At 55.0% G+C, this 18,063-nt stretch carries 15 protein-coding genes; 6 read left to right on the forward strand and 9 right to left on the reverse strand.

Translation table 11 applies throughout. The features are described from left to right. The first annotated feature begins 85 nt into the window (after positions 1-85). The 4 genes from ACOTX5_RS10680 to ACOTX5_RS10695 are packed head-to-tail and all read left to right on the forward strand — an operon-like array spanning position 86 to position 4,543. Positions 86-1,948: a hypothetical protein gene (locus ACOTX5_RS10680; RefSeq protein ID WP_234101228.1), complete on the forward strand. Its 1,863-nt coding sequence runs from the start codon at positions 86-88 to the stop codon at positions 1,946-1,948. 10 nt (positions 1,949-1,958) lie between these two features. Then, positions 1,959-2,246, forward strand: coding sequence for a DUF2523 family protein (locus ACOTX5_RS10685; protein WP_003033743.1), 288 nt, complete (start codon positions 1,959-1,961; stop codon positions 2,244-2,246). A gap of 3 nt (positions 2,247-2,249) precedes the next feature. Continuing rightward, on the forward strand, positions 2,250-3,284 hold the full coding sequence (locus ACOTX5_RS10690) for a zonular occludens toxin family protein (RefSeq protein WP_234101229.1): 1,035 nt from the start codon (positions 2,250-2,252) through the stop codon (positions 3,282-3,284). Next, a complete protein-coding gene (locus ACOTX5_RS10695) occupies positions 3,281-4,543 on the forward strand; it encodes a type II secretion system protein GspD (protein ID WP_234101230.1) in 1,263 nt (420 codons plus the stop codon). Before ACOTX5_RS10690 ends, ACOTX5_RS10695 begins: the two co-directional genes overlap by 4 nt. Positions 4,544-4,920: 377 nt before the next feature. On the opposite strand, the gene ACOTX5_RS10700 is transcribed toward ACOTX5_RS10695, so the two are convergent. From ACOTX5_RS10700 to ACOTX5_RS10710, 3 genes are all read right to left on the reverse strand, one after another. After that, positions 4,921-5,406 (reverse strand): GNAT family N-acetyltransferase, encoded by a 486-nt coding sequence (locus ACOTX5_RS10700; protein WP_003857133.1) that lies wholly within the window; start codon positions 5,404-5,406, stop codon positions 4,921-4,923. Continuing rightward, positions 5,394-5,660, reverse strand: a complete 267-nt coding sequence (locus tag ACOTX5_RS10705; protein WP_003857131.1) for a DUF1778 domain-containing protein — start codon at positions 5,658-5,660, stop codon at positions 5,394-5,396. The genes ACOTX5_RS10700 and ACOTX5_RS10705 overlap by 13 nt, the downstream gene beginning before the upstream one ends. A 63-nt stretch (positions 5,661-5,723) precedes the next feature. After that, a complete protein-coding gene (locus tag ACOTX5_RS10710) occupies positions 5,724-6,653 on the reverse strand; it encodes a LysR family transcriptional regulator (RefSeq protein WP_045911831.1) in 930 nt (309 codons plus the stop codon). A 129-nt stretch (positions 6,654-6,782) separates the two neighbouring features. Here ACOTX5_RS10710 and ACOTX5_RS10715 point away from each other — a divergent pair, with 129 nt between their 5' ends. Then, positions 6,783-8,165: an MFS transporter gene (locus tag ACOTX5_RS10715; protein WP_045911739.1), complete on the forward strand. Its 1,383-nt coding sequence runs from the start codon at positions 6,783-6,785 to the stop codon at positions 8,163-8,165. 21 nt (positions 8,166-8,186) lie between these two features. On the opposite strand, the gene ACOTX5_RS10720 is transcribed toward ACOTX5_RS10715, so the two are convergent. From ACOTX5_RS10720 to ACOTX5_RS10730, 3 genes are read right to left on the reverse strand one after another with little or no spacing between them, the layout of a single operon-like run. Next, the gene (locus ACOTX5_RS10720) at positions 8,187-9,182 is read right to left on the reverse strand and encodes a DUF2891 domain-containing protein (RefSeq protein ID WP_015570513.1); all 996 of its coding nucleotides are present in this window, start codon (positions 9,180-9,182) and stop codon (positions 8,187-8,189) included. 9 nt (positions 9,183-9,191) lie between these two features. After that, positions 9,192-10,178 (reverse strand): DUF979 domain-containing protein, encoded by a 987-nt coding sequence (locus tag ACOTX5_RS10725; protein ID WP_017382341.1) that lies wholly within the window; start codon positions 10,176-10,178, stop codon positions 9,192-9,194. Beyond that, positions 10,175-10,897, reverse strand: a complete 723-nt coding sequence (locus ACOTX5_RS10730; RefSeq protein WP_003857121.1) for a DUF969 domain-containing protein — start codon at positions 10,895-10,897, stop codon at positions 10,175-10,177. Before ACOTX5_RS10730 ends, ACOTX5_RS10725 begins: the two co-directional genes overlap by 4 nt. 224 nt (positions 10,898-11,121) lie before the next feature. Here ACOTX5_RS10730 and ACOTX5_RS10735 point away from each other — a divergent pair, with 224 nt between their 5' ends. Further along, entirely contained in the window at positions 11,122-11,670 is a 549-nt protein-coding gene (locus ACOTX5_RS10735; RefSeq protein ID WP_003857118.1) for a winged helix DNA-binding protein, read from the forward strand. Here the strand turns inward: ACOTX5_RS10735 and glgX are convergent. The 3 genes from glgX to treZ are packed head-to-tail and all read right to left on the reverse strand — an operon-like array spanning position 11,667 to position 18,010. Next, positions 11,667-13,742 (reverse strand): glycogen debranching protein GlgX, encoded by a 2,076-nt coding sequence (gene glgX, locus ACOTX5_RS10740; protein ID WP_045911740.1) that lies wholly within the window; start codon positions 13,740-13,742, stop codon positions 11,667-11,669. The two genes, ACOTX5_RS10735 and glgX, sit on opposite strands and share 4 nt — an antisense overlap. A gap of 15 nt (positions 13,743-13,757) precedes the next feature. Further along, entirely contained in the window at positions 13,758-16,226 is a 2,469-nt protein-coding gene (gene treY, locus ACOTX5_RS10745; RefSeq protein WP_045911741.1) for a malto-oligosyltrehalose synthase, read from the reverse strand. Further along, on the reverse strand, positions 16,223-18,010 hold the full coding sequence (gene treZ / locus ACOTX5_RS10750) for a malto-oligosyltrehalose trehalohydrolase (RefSeq protein WP_047727088.1): 1,788 nt from the start codon (positions 18,008-18,010) through the stop codon (positions 16,223-16,225). Before treZ ends, treY begins: the two co-directional genes overlap by 4 nt. Between the last annotated feature and the right edge of the window lie 53 nt (positions 18,011-18,063).

Below are 18,063 nucleotides of genomic sequence, written 5' to 3' on the forward strand. Positions count from 1 at the left end.
TTCATAAAGGTAAGGGGCGTAACAGCCCCTTTATATTTATGGCTCAATATCTTTTTGATTTTATGTGTTTTTTATGGGGGCTTTTATGCGCCTGGGCGGTCATTCAGGGTCTGGAAAGTTAGGTATTACTATATTGTCTTTACTGGTTTCATCCGGTGTACATGCTGATGCAGTAACAGCAGACGGATTTGGACGTGTAATTCAGCAAATGGTTGAAACCCGTGAAGCTCAGGTTGTTTCTCAATCTGCGGGGCGTGTATTCGCAACGGGTGCCAGTTCTCTCGGTATGGGCGCGGGTATCGCTGTCGCTGCGGAGGTTATACGCGAACGTCCTGACGTTTTTGATTCAATCCGCATGTGTGGCGAGAAAGTGGGTAATCCTCAGCTTTGCACCGGAACGTCAGTTTTCGCGGCTGCTTATGGCCTTGCGAAGCATACAATTGACGATTCGATATCTACGGGTATTTCAAGTTTTGGCAGTAATATGATGGCTGCCGGACAGACAACATGGGGATTGCTGGGGCAGGCTGCGGGTGTTATTTCCGTTGCTGACCTTGCTTTAAAGCAGGGCGCAAAAGCTGTTGAATATATTACAAGTGGAATAAAACAGGATGATGGAACTTATTTACTTAATTTGTCCAATGGCGCTACTGTTACTTCTTCTGTTGCACCTTCACCTAAAAGCCCTGTTGCTGTTTATTTGCCCTCTGATGCTACTGGCTTTTCTGCGAAGAATATTCAGGACTCGATAAACCCTTATAATCAGCAGGTTAAACCTGTTCAGATTGCGCCAACCTATTACAATATTGATGCACCACCGCCGATAAGCCAGCCATTTCCGAATGATGTATATCGTGTGTCAGTAAAGGGTACTAAATATCCTTATTCGACTGATATCAGGGATTCTAAGGGCGATGCTGTACTTGTCAGTGATAATCCGGTAATGATTGCGCTTTATAAGTCGATTAATGGTTATTCTCATTCCAATGTGACTTATCATGAGGCTTCTGACGACAATAATTTACATATCAGGATGCCAAGAAATTTTAAGGTTTATTCGGTTTCCGTTAAAGACTTTCAGTATGAAAAGCCGAATCCTTATTTTGGTGGATATTCATCGATTGTAACTGTTGTTTTATCTGTTGCGACAACAACGGTTACGCTTGAAAATTCATGGGATTTATGTAAAAGCGAGAAAGTACCTGCGCCGGGCAGTACGGCTGATCATCCCAAAACGCAGTGGAAAAGTATTTGCCACCCTGAGAAGGCCGTGTATAAAACGACGAATGATGTTCAGGATGTTAAAGACCAGATATTTTTTAATACAGAATTTGATACATCAAATTTACCTCAGGTAATTAATGGCGAGGTTATTGATAATATAGATTTCAAGCCGGAGGAACAGTTAAACCCGGCTGCGCTGGTTAATCTTATTAATGGCCTTGCAGGTCAGACTGTTGTTCAGGAAGGATATCAGGGGATACCGCTTGATAAACCTTTTACGGCGGCTGAACTGACGGCTGCGGCTAATGCTGTTGGCGTAAAACTTGATAAGGGCTTGCTTTATAGTCCGGTTGTCGTTCCTCAGTCGTGGGTTAATGCCAGACCCGGTGCGGGAACGGATACAGGTGTACACCCTGGTACAGGCACAGATACCGATACTTCTGTTGATTTAGGTGAAGACCCCGGCATTAAAGCGCCGGAACTTGAAAAACCGCCTACAGGTGAGGAAATTCTCAAGCCAATTACGGAATTAATGCCGGACATTAAAAACCTGAGTATTTCATCGAAGGATGTTCAGTGTCCGGTATGGTCGTTCGAACTCTGGGACAATAAATATTCAATTGATTCTCACTGCGAGCTTCTGGAAAAAATCAGGCCACTTCTGAAAGCGGTATTCCTGCTTATCTGGGGCATTATTTCGCTGCGTATCATTCTGACTGCGTGACGGAGGCGTTATGTTTGGTATTCTGGTTTCAGCCTTTAACGTGGCGCTGGGTTTTGTGCTGCGAACGGTGGTTGTCAAATTTATTCTGTTTTTTGGCCTGTACTTTGTCGTACAGGCGTTTGTTCCGGTTCTGGCGTCACTGTTGCCAAAATCTGTTGATATTGCCGGGTTGTTTTCCTCACTGCCTGATAGTGTATGGTATTTCGTGAATCTGTTTATGGTCACGGAAGGGATTAAACTGATGTTTTCAGCATTGTTAACGCGCTTTATTATTCGTCGCATTCCTTTGATTGGTTAATTTATGGCTATTTCTGCGTATGTGGGCATCCCCGGGAGCGGTAAATCTTACGAAGTGGTGGCAAGCGTCATTATTCCCGCCTGTATCGCGGGGCGTCGCATTGTCAGTAATATTTACGGCCTTGCCACGCAAAGTATTTATGATTACTGCGTTGATATTAAAAAGGCAGACAGAGAATCACTTGGAGAAATTTTACTTGTTCAGAATGAAGACGTTCAGAACGAGAATTTCTTTCCCTACAAAACGGATTCAGGCATTGCGGATGATACGTTCTGCCGTCCGGGGGATTTAATCTGTATTGATGAAGCATGGCGCATATGGGAGAACGATAAAGGGATTCCTGCAAATCATCGCTCTTTCATTGCAGAACACCGCCATTTTGCCGATGAAAAAACGGGCGTAACCTGTGATTTAGTGGTTATGAATCAGTCGGTTGCCAACCTTCCGCGATTCATTAAAGACCGGGTGGAAACAACGTATCGCATGAGTAAGCATGTGGCGCTGGGTCTGCATAACCGCTACCGTGTGGACGTATTTACGGGTATCAAACTGTTTAAGTCGAATCTGACGAACAGTTATCAGAATAAATATGACAAGGCGATATTCCCTTTATATAAATCCCATGAGAACGGGCAGGGAAGGGAGCTTGTCACCGATAAACGTCAGAATATTTTCAGTTCTAAAATGCTGTGGTTTAAAGCTGCCGGGTTACTGATTCTGGCGGTAATTGCCATTTTTTATCTGTTCTGGTTTTTCACGTCAAACGGTAGTTCAGAGGCTGAACAGCAGACTAAAGATTTACCCGCCGCAAATAATTCAGCGTCTTTTGTACCTGCCGCGCCAGCTAAGCCTGTTGTGTCGGACAAATGGCGACTTGCCGGACGGCTTAAACGCGATGGTCAGGCATGGGTTGTTGTGGCTGACACGTCAGGCAGATTGCGTATAGAGCCGGCTTCGCAGTTCAGCTTTGACGGCATGATGATGACGGGTGAAATCGACGGCGAAACGGTGACGGTTTATTCAGGGGCGATACGATGAAGCTGATAACAGGTTTACTTTTTTTACTGGTTCCGGGGCTGGTTATGGCGAAGGGCGTCAGTCTGGAACTCAACGCTGTTCCGCTGCCCCAGGCGCTGAACATGATTTACGTTCAGGTGTTCGACAAGCCGTTTATGCTTGACCCGGAGCTTGCCAAATCCGATAAGGTGGTGACGTTCCGCATCACGCCGGATATCGATGAACGGGCATTCATTAAGCGTTACCTCGGCAACATGAATATTGCGATTTACAACAAACAGGGCATTGACTACGTGGCGCCGTTCACGCCGAAAGCGTATGTGCCGCCGCAGGAGACCTTTGTTTATCGGCCTCGCTTCCGTTCCGTGGCGTATCTGTCTGACATTCTGGCCGGACAGTTTACCGGGCAGTTTAACAGTCAGCGTAACTCGTTACCGTCCGGGCAGATATCGCCGGAAGCGGCCGTAGCGGGTACGGCATCGGACTTTATGAACCGTACCGGCGATGTGCTGGTTTATTATGGCCGGAAGTCAGAGATTAAGCGGTTGCAGACGCTTTTACCGCTGATTGATACTGCCTCTGAAGAAGTGATTGTCGCAGCTTACGTGTTTGAGGTTCAGACCAGTGAGCGTAACGGTTCCGGGCTGGCACTGGCGGCGAAGCTGCTTTCCGGCAAGCTGAATATACAGATTGGCGCGTCTGGCGGCTTTGATAACTTTATCCGGGTGAATACAGGCTCTCTTGATGCGCTGTATGAGCTTTTCAGGACGGACAGCCGTTTCCACGTGGTCAGTTCCCCGCGGCTCAGGGTGAAGGATGGTGCATCTGCCACGTTTTCAGTCGGTAACGAGGTTCCGGTACTGGGTCAGGTGAGCTATGCCGATAACAGGCCGATACAGTCGATTGAATACCGCTCCAGCGGCGTTATCCTCGACGTGAAGCCGCAGATTCGAACCGAAAACATTGACCTTGTGATTAAGCAGCAGCTTTCCAGCTTTGCGAAGACGGATACGGGCGTCAATAACAGCCCGACGCTGATTAAGCGCGAGGTCAATACGGAGGTCTCAGCGGCTGACGGGGATATTATTCTGCTGGGTGGCCTGGCTGAATCGAAGGTCACGAACGCCGATACCGGATTCAGCTTCTTGCCAAAAGGCTGGCTCACCAGTTCATCCGACGAGAAGAACAAGACGGATATTCTCGTCGTGTTACAGGCGAAAAAGGTCAGGCGCGCCATCGCCGCGCACGCACCGAGTTCCCACGAGGAGCGCGCGCGGTGATGGTGGCGACGGACGTATCATGCGGTGACGTGGCGGCATATCCGGTTTTTATGCCGTCAGGCATGGGAGGCGCTTAGCGCCGGAAGCCCCGCAGCGAAGCGAGGACATAAACAGCATTATGGCGTCAGCCATAATAATTCCCGGCACTGCAAAGCCTGTTTTTCATTCCGGCGTACTCAGAAGCGATACGGATGGCTGACGGTCGAAGACGAAAGAATGTACCAGCGATGACCGTTTAATGCCGTGGTGACGGTGACAGGCGGATTTCTGGCTTATCTGCGCACTGGTGCGCATAATGTATATTATGTTAAATAAGATATTATGAAGCCTATCCCTCGTCAGATAAGCCCATCGCATCCTACCCCCTCCCTTTGCCTCTACTGAGGAAGCCTGAGAAACAGTGTCCGTTCCTGAGTCTGCGATGCTTTAAAACCATGGTGGATATAAAACGCTTTGGCTTCCTCAGTGAGTGCATGAACCATGATCGCTCGCACCCCGATATTCTCAGCTACCCGATAACAGCGTAAAACCGCATCGTGGAGTAAATCGGCTCCCAACCCGTTTCCGCGTAACGAGACATCCACAGCCAGACGGGCAAGTATAATCACGGGAATGGGATCCGGCATGTTACGCCGCAGATTACCTGTCGCTTGCGTATGGTTAACGCTCCCGGTAGCCAGAGAGTAAAATCCCGCGACCTGCTTCGTGCCCGTTTTACAAACGACAAACGTTCGGGCTGCGCCGAGCGCCTGGTTTTTCAGACCTCTTTGTTTTAGCCATTCGTCAAGCACGGCCTCTCCGCTGACGAACTCCGCCAGTTGATGGACGCTGGATAAGGGCTCTGGTGCTGTTACACGTCCCACTGCGGTTTCCTTGCCAGCAGTTTTTCTATGGCAGGATCGTCCGCGACCGGGGCATCGAGCATGTCAATGAACTCTGCGTACTGTTCATCGTTAAAATTGAATACACGTCGATCGAGGATCACATTCTCGGCTGCCTGACAGGCCATCTCCAGAATGAAGTCCGTGCGTGATTTATGGAGGATCTCTGCGGCGGCATCGATAAGCGCCCGCTGGGATTCTTTGGCTCTGAGATTGAGTTGAACATCTGATTTCATAGGTATACCTCTTGTATAGCAATTGCTTTACAAGCATAGCATAAGCGCTGTGTATAGCAATCGCTATACAGAACCCTTAATCATGTCTGACCTCTCCACACCGCATATCGCAAGAATTTGCTCTCTCAGCCAACGGTGACCAGGTTCGCGTTCCATTCTTGGGTGCCACATCTGCGATACCGTAATACGACGGCTTTTGAACGGCAGCTCGAACAGATGTACCTGGTCCGTTACCTGCTGATTGAGTAAATAGAGCGCGGGTATCATGGCGATAAGATCCGATTCCAGCGCCACGGAGAGCGCCGTCGGAAATCCCGGTACGACGCTGGCGATTTTACGTTTTGTCCCCAGTTCGGCCAGCGCATCGTCAACGGATCCATGCAACGCGCCCTCGGGTGACGCAACCACATGGCCCCAGGCGACATAATCCTTCACGCCTATTTCTGCCTGCTTAGCCAGCGGGTGTCCCTTACGCACGACGCCCACAAACCGATCCTCAAACAGTCGTTGCAGCCGTATTTCAGGCCCCATATTGCTCTGGACGCCAATCTCCAGATCAACCAGCCCTTCCCGAAGATAGCGCGACGTTTTTTCCGGCTTAGGCGCAAAGCGTATACAGACGTCCGGCGCGGCGTCGGCCACAGCCGCTATAAGCGCAGGCCCAAACGCCACCACAAAACCATCGTTTGCCCTGATGGTAAAAAGGCGCGCCAGACTTTGCGCACTGAACGTTTCAGTTGAGGGCTGCAATACCGCCCTCGCCTCGTGCACTGCACGTCTGGCGCGATCCCGGGTCGCTTCGGCCCACGGGGTCAGTACCATGCTACGCCCGGCGCGCACCAGGATCGGGTCGCCTGTAACGTCGCGTAACCTGCTTAATGTCCGGCTCATGGCCGAGGTGCTGAGATTCAGCCGACGGGCGGCACCTGCGACACTCGCTTCGCTCAGCAATATGTCTAGTGCAATCAGTAAATTAAAATCAGGATCGGTCATAGCGCTCATTCCTGTACATTCAGATAAGGCGTTTCGTGCAACGATAAAGTGCAAATGGTGCGCCTTCCGCCCTGTAAAAGCCATCTTTATAGTTTTGTCATCCATACACTCTTCTCAGAGGAAAACATAATGACGCTCTTTTCCAGTCAACCCGGCGACGAAGGACTTCCCGGCCCGGCGCGCGCACGGGTGATGGCCGCAATTATGACCACCACCTTAATGGGCGTGTTTGATGGCACCATGATCAACATTGCCCTGCCCTCCATGGCTCAGGAGATGCAGGTACCTGCCAGTATTGCCGTCTGGTTCGCCAACGGGTATCTGCTGGCGGCTGCGATGACGCTGGCGATATTCGCGGCGCTTGCGGCCCGCCTGGGTTATCGCCCCGTATTTCTGGCAGGTCTGACGACCTTTACCCTGACATCACTGGGTTGCGCGCTGGCGAATACACCCGAAATGCTTATCGGTATGCGCGTGCTTCAGGGGATCGGCGGCGCGGCGACGCTGAGTATTGCCCCCGCAATCCTGCGGTCCGTATTTCCCGGGCGATTGCTTGGCCGCATTCTGGGGTTACACGCCCTGCTCATCGCCTCCAGCTCCGCTATCGGCCCGGTATTGGGCGGGACGATCCTTCACACCCTGAGCTGGCAATGGCTGTTTGCGATAAATGTTGTTCCCGGCACCCTCGCCTTACTGCTGGCGGTCAAAGCGCTGCCGCGGGATGCGGTTCGAAAGCAAGCGCCTTTCGACACCCCGGGCGCGATATTGTCGGCGCTGCTGTTGGGGTCGACGATCATGGCGGCGAACAGCCTCCAGGACTATCATCCCGGTAGCCTTTGCTGGACAATGCTCGCTGCGCTGAGCGGCATGGCGTTTATCTGGCAGATCCGCCGCGCGGATAATCCCTTACTGCCGCCGATGATGTTTAAAAATGAACGTTTTACCCTCGCGGCCTTCACGTCGATGATTGCTTTTGTCAGCCAGGGGATCACCTTTATTGCGCTGCCCTTCCTGTTTCAGAGCGAATACGGCTACAGCCCGGTGTTGTCTGCCCTGCTGTTTACGCCGTGGCCGCTAGGGATCGTACTGATTGCGCCGCATGCAGGCCGGTGGGCAGACACGATTTCAGCCCCGGCGATATCCACACTGGGGCTGATGATTTTTGTCGTCGGTTTGATCCTGCTGGCAACATTACCCGACCGCCCTTCAGTGTGGGATATCTGCCTGCGGAGTCTGGTGTGCGGAGTGGGGTTTGGCTGCTTTCAGAGTCCCAATAACCGGGAAATGCTCTCCAACGTTATTCGTGAGCATGCGAGCTATGCATCCGGTGTTTTATCCATTATGCGCACGTTCGGGCAGTGTCTTGGCGCCGCCGCCGTGGCCGTTCTGCTGGCCGCAGATGAAAGGTCAATTCATGTTGCGCTGTGGGTCGCCGCCGCAGCTTCTGCGGTAGCGGTCGTCGTCAGCGCGAGCCGGTTGCGTAAAATCACTCATCCTGCGGAAACAGGATGAGCACGAAAATATAACTAAGCGCTACTCCAGCGCCAGCAGCGCAAAACTCGCCAGCCAGTGGCCGCCGCTGTAGTGACTGCCGACAACATGCTCCACGCTTGCCGAGAGATGGCGCGCAACGGCATCCTGTAACGCCTGTTGCGCCGGGTGGTTTTCCGGCAAAGCGCGGGCAATGTGTTTCATACACCACGCGCGGCTGAGGTTAAGCCCGTCCAGATGTGCGATTTTCGGGTCGGTGCGGTCGCTTACCTCAGCCGGGTTCATCAGCGCCGAAACGGCACCCACTTCAGGCAGAAACGCATCAAACCAGGCCGGGAAATTCTCCACCACCTTACTCATCAGCAGGGCCTCGGTCAGCGCCCCGGAGATATACTCGTCGCCGCCCGGCTCATAATGCGCCGGATATTGCGTGTCCGTATGATAAAAGCGCGTCGCCGCGTCCAGGATCGCCTGTTCAAGCCCGTCATCCGTCACCGCCCGGGCATAATCCAGCCCCAGCGCGAGCGCAAACGCCGTGTTGTAATGTGTTCCGACGCGGATGGGATAGGTGAGCTTGCTGAGGTAATCCACCAGCCGCTGGCGAATATCCCGCGTTAACGGTTGCAGCGTCTGGTACCAGCGCTCCGCCTGTGGCAGTGACGACTGTTTCAGCTCCTGCGCCAGCGCCAGCAGCCAGCCGTAGCCATAAGGCCGCTCAAACGACGCGCGGAACGGCGCGGTAAAATAGGCCAGCTCCTTCGCCACCTTCTCGTCGGTCAGGTGTTCTTCGAACAGAGTGATGATCTCTTCCCGGCACGGCAGTTCGGGCCAGAGACGCAGACAGCGCAGCAGCAGCCAGTAGCCGTGCACCGCAGAGTGCCAGTCAAAACAGCCGTAAAAGATCGGGTGCAGCTCGCGAGGCGGCAGAACGTCGCCGTCATCGTTGAGCAGATGCATAATGTGGTTCGGGTATTCCTGACGTAAATAGGTCAACGGCATTCTGGCGAAGGCGTCAGCCTGATGTTGCGTTAATTCCATTGCAGCTCCTTAGCGAAACACGAGGAAATACATTAAGAACACGTTCACCACCAGCAGGGTTAACGCGGTCGGGATCTGGATCTTGATAACCTGGTATTTGTCTTTTAGCTCCAGCAGCGCGGCGGGCACAATGTTGAAGTTGGCGGCCATCGGCGTCATCAGCGTGCCGCAATAGCCTGCGTACATACCGATAGCCAGCAGCGGCGCCGGATTACCGTGATGGACGTTAATCAGGAATGGCAGAGCGATACCGGCGCTTAACACCGGGAAGGCTGCGAAGGCATTACCCATGATCATGGTAAACAGCGCCATCCCCACGCAGTAAATGACCACCAGCATGAAGCGGCTGTCCGGGTTCACAAACAGGCTGACCACCTTTTGTACCGATTCGCCGGTATTCGCCACCACAAACACCCCGCCGAGCATGGCGAGCATCTGCGGCAGGATCACCGCCCAGCCAATGGTATCGACCAGCCGACGCGACTGACGCACCGCATGCAGCGGCGTACCTTTTGTCAGCCACCAGCCGGTAAGGATAGCCGCCACGCAGGCCACGCACAGCGCCGCCAGCGTAAGCTGTTTCTGGTCGAGCAGATAAACGCCGCCAATCGACACGCCTTTCAGAAACAGCGTCCCGATGACCGTTACCACGGGGATCATCAGCGCGGGCAAGAATAGCCAGTTTTTCAGCCGGTTCGACGAGGCAACACGCTCCTCCTCGGTGGACATTTTATAGTGCCCCTTCCCGACCAGCCCGAAACCGGCCAGCAGCGCAATCACGATAACGGCGCCGCCAATAATGCGATACGCCAGCGACTTACCCAGCTCCTGCACCATCAGATCGCCAAACAGGAAGATCCCGCCGAACAGAAACCAGAACAGCGCCGTGGTATAGCGTTTCGGGTTAGCGCGGTCGCGAAGGGTCATCACAACCAGCAGCATCACGACGAAGCCGATCAGGTAATACACGCGGTTAATGGTGATGAGGGTCATCATGGTGCGATCTCCTGCGTACCCTGCTCTGCTTTCCAGGCCATCACGTCGCGACGAATGCTGGCATCGAGGCGCAGCAGACGCGTCATATGGATGATTAGTGCCGCAATAGCGGTCGGAATGGCCCACAGGCCGATATGCAGCGGTTCGATCCCCTCGATCCCGTTCTCTTTCAGGAACGCATCAATCAGCAGTACCGCGCCAAAGGCGATAAAGATATCTTCCCCAAAGAAAACCGCGATATTGTCACACGCGGCGGCATGGGCTTTGATTTTGTCGCGGATAGTCTGCGGCAGTTCGCCGTATTCATTCAGGGCCGCCCCTTCCGCCATCGGCGCCAGCAGCGGACGCACCGTTTGCGCGTGGCCGCCAAGGGACATCAGGCCCAGCGCAGCCGTCCCTTCGCGGGCGACAAAGTAGAGCATCAGGATACGCGCCGAGGTGGCGCTGGCGATCTTCGCGACCCAGGCCTGGGCGCGCTCTTTCAGCCCGTAATACTCCAGCAGGCCAATCACTGGCAGGATCAGAATGAAGGTGGCAAGCGATCGGCTATTCACGAACTTTTCGCCAAAGGTTTCCAGCAGCATACCGAAATCCATGCCAACCAGCAGGCCCGTCGCCAGCCCCGCCACCACGACAACCAGCAGCGGGTTGAAACGCAGTGCAAAACCAATAACCACCACCGGAATCCCGATAAGTGGCAACAGTGTAGAACTGTCCATAAACGTTACCCTATCCAAAGTGAGCGTTGCGCGCCGACGGCTATTTTTTATACTTCGCAGCAGAGCGAAGCCGGTGCATTACGGCGCGCGATGTTGTGTTTTGCGTCAGGCTCCACAGAACCTGCACTAAAAAGCTATATCTGAACGTCAAAAACATGTAAACAATTTATCAATAAAATGTTCTTATTTTATCGACGGGTTTACATTTCGGGGGAAGGATCGTTATGACAGTAAAGAAAAAGACGACAGCGTTAAACCACGACGATATTGCGGACGGGCGAATCGTCTCCTCCCGTCATCTCGTCTCAGAGCGGTGTGCTGAATTATCAGAGCTGGAATATGCGCTGATCATGACCAGCAATGCGTTTAACAAATGGATGGTGCGCTGCATGACCGCTGCGGGTGAACCGGATATGGGGGCCTTTGACGTTTCGCTTCTGCACCACGTGAATCACCGCAACCGCAAGAAAAAGCTGGCCGACATCTGCTTTGTGCTGAACGTGGAAGATACCCACGTGGTGACGTATGCGCTGAAAAAGCTGGTCAAGGCGGGATATGTCACCAGCGAGAAAGCCGGAAAAGAGCTTTTTTTCTCCACCACGGAGGAGGGAAAAGCGCTGTGCATGAAGTACCGGGAGGTGCGGGAGGCCTGCCTGATCAACATTCATGCGGAAAGCGGCATTCCGGGAGCATCAATTGGCGAGACCGCGCAGTTACTCCGCGCGATCTCCTCCCTGTATGATACCGCCGCACGCGCGGCGGCCTCGCTTTAAGGACGGCGGAAAAGCGTCATACTCCGCCCGGCCAGTTCATAATCGACGGATTCCGTGATGATTTCCCCTGTGGGGGCCTCATCCGCCGTCGAAAGCTCCAGCACCCAGCCCCCTTCGCCAAACTGCGGGATCTGGAATGGAACCGTGCCTTCAAACGGGTTAAACAGCATCAGCACGTCGTGCCAGACGCCCTCTTCCTGCTTAAGATCCGGGCGGCTGATGGCAAGACCAAGGGTGGAACCCTCGTCCCATTGTTCCGACTGCTGCGGTCCGCCACCGGCGTTAAACCAGCGGATCTCCAGCCCGTCGCGCCAGTTCTCACGTCGCAGCAGCGGCTGCGTCGCGCGCAGGGCAATCAACTGACGGGTAAAGTCGCGCAGCTTCTCGTCGTTTTCAGTGAGTCCTTCCCAGTTTACCCAGGAGATCTCGCTGTCCTGACAATAGCCGTTATTATTGCCCTTTTGCGTCCGGCCAAATTCATCACCTGCCAGCAGCATCGGCGTGCCGTGCGAGAAGAAGAGCGTGGTGAGGAAGTTGCGCTTTTGCCGCTCGCGGGTGGCGATGATATCCGGATTCTCCGTCGGCCCCTCTTCGCCGTAGTTATACGACCGGTTATCGTTATGTCCGTCGTTATTATCTTCCCCGTTATCGGCGTTATGTTTCTCGTTATACGACACCAGGTCGTTCAGCGTGAAGCCGTCATGCGCGGTAATAAAATTGACGCTGGCCCACGGACGACGCCCGCGCAGATCGTACAAATCACCGGACCCTAACAGACGGGCGGCAAAATCGTTAGAGACGTTATCCCCCTTCCAGTATTCACGTACCGTATCGCGGTATTTGTCGTTCCACTCACCCCAGCCAGGCGGGAAGCCTCCCACCTGATACCCGCCGGGGCCGATATCCCACGGCTCACCGATGAGCTTCAGCTTCGACAGCACCGGATCCTGGGTCACGGCATCGAAGAAGCCGCCGCGCGGATCGAACCCCTCCGGCTCACGTCCGAGAATGGTCCCGAGGTCAAAGCGGAAACCGTCAATCTGCATCGATTCCGCCCAGTAACGCAGGGAGTCCATGACCATCTGCAATACGCGCGGGTGTGAAGTATTAACGGTGTTTCCGGTGCCGGTGTCGTTGATGTAATACCGGTGCTGATCCGGCATGGTGCGGTAATAGCAGAAGTTATCAATCCCCTTAAACGACAGGGTTGGCCCCAGCTCGTTGCCCTCCGCCGTGTGGTTATAGACCACGTCGAGGATCACCTCGATGCCCGCGTCATGATAGGCACGCACCATGTCGCGGAAACCCTTGATCCCCGCCGGGCCGTAATAGCGGGACGCTGGCGCAAAGAAACCGAGCGAGTTATAGCCCCAGAAGTTTTTCAGGCCGCGATTGAGCAGGTGCTGATCGTCAGGGAACCAGTGAACCGGCAGCAGCTCGACCGAGGTAATGCCGAGGCTTTTGATATACTCCACCGACGCTTTATGCCCCATCCCCTCAAACGTACCGCACAATTCAGGCGGAATAGCCGGGTTAAGCTGGGTAAAGCCTTTTACGTGGCTCTCATAAACCACGGTATGCGGCCACGGGATATGGGGTCGGCGGGAGTCTTGCCAGTCGACGGCATTGGGGTCGATGACCTTACATTTGGGCGTAAACGGCGCGCTGTCTCGCGTATCAAAGCTGAGATCCAGCTCATCGTGTCCCAGCTCATAGCCGAAGTGGGCATCGTTCCACTCAATGTCACCCACCAGTTCACGGGCATAGGGGTCAATAAGCAGCTTATTGGGATTGAAGCGGTGACCGTTCTCCGGATCGTAAGGGCCATACACACGGTAACCATACAGCGCCCCCGGTTTCAGATCCGGCACATAGCCGTGCCAGACCTCATGGGTATATTCCGGCAGTTCCAGGCGGGCTATTTCTGTTTTTCCCGAAGGATCAAACAGACACAGCTCTACCCGCTCCGCGTGGGCGGAAAACAGAGCGAAGTTCACCCCTTTCCCGTCATAATTTGCGCCCAACTGCTGGCCATGACCGGCCCGAATTTCAAACGTTGTATCCTTTGGCATTTTTGTTCTCCTCGATTAGTCGCAGGTAAGCAGAACCAACAAACATCCCTTTTCAGACGTTAAATCCAGCGTCTCTGGCAGAAGGCGGCGCTCACCGGTAAACAGATCCCGGTAGTGCTTCCCGGCCAGCTCCTGGGGTATGGCCACCGTAGTATTGGCCCACAGCATCGCATTGTCGGTGACGTCAAACACCAGACGCGGCACGGCGACGATCAGCGCCTCGTCATCTTTTATGCGGGCATAAACGATCAGATTCTCCTCCCGCTCGCCGGTCACCTTCAGCGGCAGCCAGTCGCCGTAGCGGAAAAGCGCGGGGTAATGCGGCCGCAGCCGTAACAGCGTGGCGGTGACGTACTGCTTCACGCTGCCGTCTCGCCAGCGTTGCGCATCGTTAAAAATGGTTCCATCCGCTACGCTGAGGTTTTCCGCCAGCGCGGTGAAATCCGGTTCGCGGCGGTTATCCGGGTCGACCAGGCTGAAGTTAAGCCCTTCGCTGCCCTGGTAGATGTCCGGTACGCCTGGCGCAGTCAGCTTGATCACCGTCTGGCTCAGGCTGTTCATTAACCCAGCCCGAATAAACGGCTGGAGTGCGGCACTGAAATCACGCAGGAACAGGGTGTTATCCGGGGAGAGCAGATGGCGCACGTAGTCCAGCACCACGCTCTCGTACCCTTCGTTGCTGTCGATCCAGTCGGTACGCTGCTTGGCCTCGCGCAGGGCTTTCTCAATAAAGCCGAGGAAACGCTCTTCCAGTGACTTAAGACCATCATGATCGTCTGGCGACAGCGTGGCTGGCCAGACGCCCGCCAGCGCCTGGAAGATCATCCAGGTGTCGGCGGCGTTCGGCGCGGTGCCGTCGTTGAGGAATCGGACCTGCGTCTGGTTCATCTGCCGCCAGCGCGCCAGGTTTTCTCCCCACAGATCTGGCGCTTCCGTCAGCGTATACAGACGCGCTCGAGCATCCTCGCCGCGTTTGGTGTCGTGGGTGGAGGTTCCCAGCAGCGCATCGGGCTGGCGGGCAAGACGAATGCGCATCTCCTGATGAAAACGGGAAAGTGAAAATGCGCGCGGCGTCGGGTCAGCGCCGACTTCGTTCAGGGCCAGCTCCAGGTTATGGCGAAAGAACAGCGTATCCTCTACCGATTTCGCCATCAGCGGCCCGGTCAGTTGCTGAAAACGGGTGCGGAAAAGCGAGGCCAGCGCGTGGTCATCCTCCGGCAGATCGCCGGTAAGAATACGCACGATCAGGCTGAGCGCGGGTTCAGAGGTGTCGACGCTGGCGACCACGCGACTGAGCAGCGCCACATCCGGTGGCGTCAGCCCCTCTCCGGTGCCGTAGGTGCGATACACTGGAAACGCGATAAGCAGCTCGCGCAGGGCATGGCGGATATCCTCATGCTCCACTTCGGCGCCGTTATGCCCGGCCAGCTCGCTGGCGATTTTGAGCAGCGTGGTAAATTCACCTTCAAAATTACGATCGGTCATCAGCCCTTTGGCTTTGCGAAGTTCCGCCTGCCTGTCCACGGTCGTACCCAGCGTCTCGTCGTAGAGCGTCTCCAGTCGCGAGAGGTTGGTATCATCCACCAGCACTTCCGCCAGCGAGGCAATAAACTCATAGCCCGTAGTACCCGAGACCGGCCACTCCGGAGGAAGCTGTTCCCCTTTGGCGAGGATCTTCTCAACCGTGATGTAGCAATCCGGCCCGGTCGCCGCACGCAGGCGCTGCAAATAGCCCAGCGGATCGGCAAGCCCGTCCACATGGTCAATGCGCAGGCCGTCGACAACCCCGGCGTGAACAAGCTCAAGGATCAGGCGGTGCGTGTCTGCGAAGACCGCCTCATCCTCTACCCGCACGCCGACCAGCCCGGTGATTTCAAAAAAGCGCCGCCATGAAAGCTGTTTCGGCGCTTCCCGCCAGGACATCAGCCGCCAGCTTTGCGCCTCGTGGATCTCAGCGATGCTCTTGCCTTCGGCATACGTGCCGGGATTAAGCGGATAGGCGGTATCATAGTAAACCAGCGCTGCGCTGTTGGTGACACTGTCACGTTTTAAGGTGATAGCCCCCCGCTCCAGCTCGGCTTCAAAGGTGTCGCCAAGAAACGGCAACGTCAGCGGTCGGGACCAGTCGATATCAAAATACGCCGCATAGCGGCTCTGCCTGCCTTGTTCTATAACATCGCGCCACCAGCGGTTTTCCAGCGAGGTCGACATATGGTTAGGAACGATATCCAGAATCAGCCCCATCCCCGCCTGTTTCAGCGCTGCCGCCATGCGGTCAAACCCTTCCCGCCCGCCAATCGCCGGGTCGATTTCGTTGGGGTCGGTCACGTCATAGCCGTGGGTGGAATCCGTGGTTGCGGTGAAAACAGGCGACGCGTAAAGATGGCTAATTCCAAGGTCTTTCATATACGGAATCAGGTCCACCACGCGATCGAAGGTCATGCCGTTGCGAAACTGAATTCGGTAAGTAGAGGAAGGGATCATAGCGCTGCTTCTCCATCAGCTAAGCGAACAACAATGCTGTTTGGCGGCAGGTTATCGACTGCCTCCGGCCAGCTAAAGATCGTTTTTCCGGGCAGGTTCGGTAAGGCGAGCGGCTTTTTGCCGATATTCAGCGCCAGCGACAGCGTACCGGACGGGAAACGCCAGCTCACGGCAACCATGCCGAGCGCCGTTTGCAGGACGTTACCCTCCACGGCGCCCCGCTGTTTCAGTAGCGGGACGATAAAGCGCTGACGCAGCGCAATCAGTTCGCGCGTAGCGTGCAGCCACGCCCTGCCTTCCTCCGTGTCTGCCTTGTTCCAGTCAAGCTTCGACCGCATAAAGGTATTTACGTCATTGGGGTCCGGTACGGTTTCATCGTGCCCGGCATGGCCGGTAAACTCTTTCGCGCGCCCTTCCCGCACGGCTTTCGCCAGGTCGCCGTGGAAGTCGGTGAAAAAGAGGAACGGATGCGTTTCGCCATACTCCTCGCCCATAAACAGCAGCGGAATATGGGGCGACATAAGCAGCGCCGCAAACAGCACACGCGTTTTATCCGCGCCTGCCAGAGAGATAAGCCTCTCCCCCTGGGCACGGTTGCCGACCTGGTCGTGATTCTGAATAAAATCGACAAAAAACTGCGGAGGTTGCTCGCGACACTCTACCCCGCGCGACTTTCCGGTCTGAAGCGAGATTTCCCCCTGGTAGACAAAGCCCTCTGCCAGCGCCCGCGCCAGTTTTTTCTCCGGCTCAAAGGCAAAATCCTGATAATAGGCGTGTGATTCCCCGGTCGCGAAGACATGCGCGGCGTTGTGAAAATCATCATTCCATTCGGCGGTGAAAAGCGGCGTCTGACCATGCTCATCGCGCGGATGCAGGAAAATCACGTTGCGACTGTCTTCGGTGGTCAGATGGATATGCCGATCCGGAAATGCGTCGCGGATCCGTTGCGCTATCTCGGGAAGAATATGGGTCTCAGCGTCGTCATGGATCTGGTCGATGGCGTCGAAGCGCAGACCGTCAAGATGATACTCCGAGAGCCAGAATAACGGCGCCTCGGCGATGTATTGCCGGACGGCCTCAACCTCATAGGCAATACCGTTGCCCCACGGGGTCATACGATCCCGATGGAAAAACGCTGGCGAGAGCAACGGCAGGTAATTACCTTCCGGGCCAAAGTGGTTGAGTACGATATCCAGCACCACGGAAAGCCCGAGCGCGTGGGCGGCATCAATGAAGGCATGAAAATCATCCGGTGTGCCATAAGCCGAGTGCGGGGCATACAGCAGTACGCCGTCATACCCCCATCCGCGCGCGCCCCCGAACTGGGACACGGGCATCACTTCCAGTTGCGTAATACCCAGCCCGGCCAGATAAGGCAGTTTGTCGATGGCCGCCCTGAAGGTTCCTTCCCCGGTGAAGGTGCCGATATGCAGCTCGTAGATCACCGTCTCTTCCCACGGTCGTCCTTGCCATTCCCGCTGAGTGGGCTGGCTGCGACGCGGGTCGATCACCACCGACGGGCCGTTGACGTCAGCCTGCTGCGCGCGTGAGGCCGGATCCGGCACCGCCATTCCATCCTGTAAAACAAACTGATAGGTCGTACCGTGCCTGACGCCGGGCACGTCAATCTGAAACCAACCGTCGCCCACCGCCGCCATGGGAATATCGGTATCGGTTAAACGTAATGTGAGATCTTTCTGCCCTTCTGCCCAGACGCGAAAACGTACAACGTCATCGGAAATAAACTCAGCACCCCAGTGCCTGCGACATGTTCTGAATTCCATTCATTGTCCTCGAATGACCACCTTTTACGCGGAACGAAATACAAGCTTAGACC

Source organism: Enterobacter cloacae complex sp. IR5441, from assembly GCF_049238215.1.
Lineage (GTDB): Bacteria > Pseudomonadota > Gammaproteobacteria > Enterobacterales > Enterobacteriaceae > Enterobacter > Enterobacter hormaechei_C.

Bases quoted from the DNA above. Each gene is read 5' to 3' on its own strand.
- ACOTX5_RS10715 (WP_045911739.1), top strand. From the start codon at position 6,783: ATGACGCTCTTTTCCAGTCAACCCGGCGACGAAGGACTTCCCGGCCCG.
- treY (WP_045911741.1), bottom strand. From the start codon at position 16,226: ATGATCCCTTCCTCTACTTACCGAATTCAGTTTCGCAACGGCATGACC.
- ACOTX5_RS10695 (WP_234101230.1), top strand. From the start codon at position 3,281: ATGAAGCTGATAACAGGTTTACTTTTTTTACTGGTTCCGGGGCTGGTT.
- ACOTX5_RS10730 (WP_003857121.1), bottom strand. From the start codon at position 10,897: ATGGACAGTTCTACACTGTTGCCACTTATCGGGATTCCGGTGGTGGTT.
- ACOTX5_RS10735 (WP_003857118.1), top strand. From the start codon at position 11,122: ATGACAGTAAAGAAAAAGACGACAGCGTTAAACCACGACGATATTGCG.
- treZ (WP_047727088.1), bottom strand. From the start codon at position 18,010: ATGGAATTCAGAACATGTCGCAGGCACTGGGGTGCTGAGTTTATTTCC.
- ACOTX5_RS10680 (WP_234101228.1), top strand. From the start codon at position 86: ATGCGCCTGGGCGGTCATTCAGGGTCTGGAAAGTTAGGTATTACTATA.
- ACOTX5_RS10720 (WP_015570513.1), bottom strand. From the start codon at position 9,182: ATGGAATTAACGCAACATCAGGCTGACGCCTTCGCCAGAATGCCGTTG.
- ACOTX5_RS10725 (WP_017382341.1), bottom strand. From the start codon at position 10,178: ATGATGACCCTCATCACCATTAACCGCGTGTATTACCTGATCGGCTTC.
- ACOTX5_RS10685 (WP_003033743.1), top strand. From the start codon at position 1,959: ATGTTTGGTATTCTGGTTTCAGCCTTTAACGTGGCGCTGGGTTTTGTG.
- ACOTX5_RS10690 (WP_234101229.1), top strand. From the start codon at position 2,250: ATGGCTATTTCTGCGTATGTGGGCATCCCCGGGAGCGGTAAATCTTAC.
- ACOTX5_RS10705 (WP_003857131.1), bottom strand. From the start codon at position 5,660: ATGAAATCAGATGTTCAACTCAATCTCAGAGCCAAAGAATCCCAGCGG.
- ACOTX5_RS10710 (WP_045911831.1), bottom strand. From the start codon at position 6,653: ATGACCGATCCTGATTTTAATTTACTGATTGCACTAGACATATTGCTG.
- glgX (WP_045911740.1), bottom strand. From the start codon at position 13,742: ATGCCAAAGGATACAACGTTTGAAATTCGGGCCGGTCATGGCCAGCAG.